The 820-nt window shown below is 45.0% G+C and carries 2 protein-coding genes; both read right to left on the bottom strand.

The window, feature by feature from the left end:
- Nucleotides 1-76: 76 nt before the first annotated feature.
- Complete coding sequence (locus tag FQ608_RS27090; protein WP_158861641.1) at nucleotides 77-301, bottom strand: hypothetical protein; 225 nt, start codon at nucleotides 299-301, stop codon at nucleotides 77-79.
- Nucleotides 298-684 carry a plasmid mobilization protein gene (locus FQ608_RS27085; protein WP_234364431.1) on the bottom strand — a complete coding sequence of 129 codons (387 nt, stop codon included), beginning with the start codon at nucleotides 682-684 and terminating at the stop codon, nucleotides 298-300. Before FQ608_RS27085 ends, FQ608_RS27090 begins: the two co-directional genes overlap by 4 nt.
- Nucleotides 685-820 lie beyond the last annotated feature (136 nt).

The following is an 820-nucleotide window of genomic DNA, read 5'->3' as shown; positions in this document are numbered from 1 at the left end:
GTTTGGTTGGCATGCCTTTTCAAAACTAAGCCAGACCGAGTTCGAAATTGCGAACTTTTGTTTACTAAGACGTTCTTTAGTAAGCCATTGCAAATGGAATAAAAGAGATTACGACTGCAAAGGAGTTTAAGAATAGAAGGGTGTAGAGGATTCTACACCCAGTTGGGGTGACTTTTCGGGCAGTCTGCAGATAACCAAAATTCTTAAAAGTCATCAGCTCTCCCTTGGCGGACTGCGTTTTGTTGGTGTTGTAGGACACCCCGTTGAAGGTACTGGTCGAGGAAAGGATCTTGACAGTCATTGGCTGATGGTTTTGTAGATTTTCCGGAAGGTCCGGTTGATTTCCTGCTGATAGTCGAGGTGTCGGGCAAGAAGGCTGTTGAACCGCGCGAAGATTTCTGGGTCCAGATCTTCTACCTTGGAATACTGGTTGGCATGTTTGGCCAATTGGTTGATATTGTTATTAACGCGGCCCTGTTCGGCGGCCAGACTGTTTAGCGTTTTGAGGAGTTTATCCGTCTTGATAATGGTGACATCTCCCTGGATTTTTTGGATAAGTTTTCTAAGCGTATCGCTGCGGGAGATGCCCGTGCTTTGGGAAAACACATCCAGGAATTTCACCTCCCTGTTATTAAGCCGGAAGGTGATTTTGTGGGTTCTGTTTTCCTGGATTTCCTGTATCATCTTGGTATCCGCTGGCAGCCGCCAACATTTGTATGACCCAAAAAGAAGGAAAATAAACTGCCACTGAAATACGCAAAAAGGTATATTTTAAGCGAATACGTAGGTATGCGTATATAGGGATAGGGGGTGGATTTGG

It is taken from the genome of Lunatibacter salilacus, from assembly GCF_009797935.1.
Classification (GTDB): domain Bacteria; phylum Bacteroidota; class Bacteroidia; order Cytophagales; family Cyclobacteriaceae; genus Lunatibacter; species Lunatibacter salilacus.
This window is presented reverse-complemented; position numbering and strand designations above follow the sequence as displayed.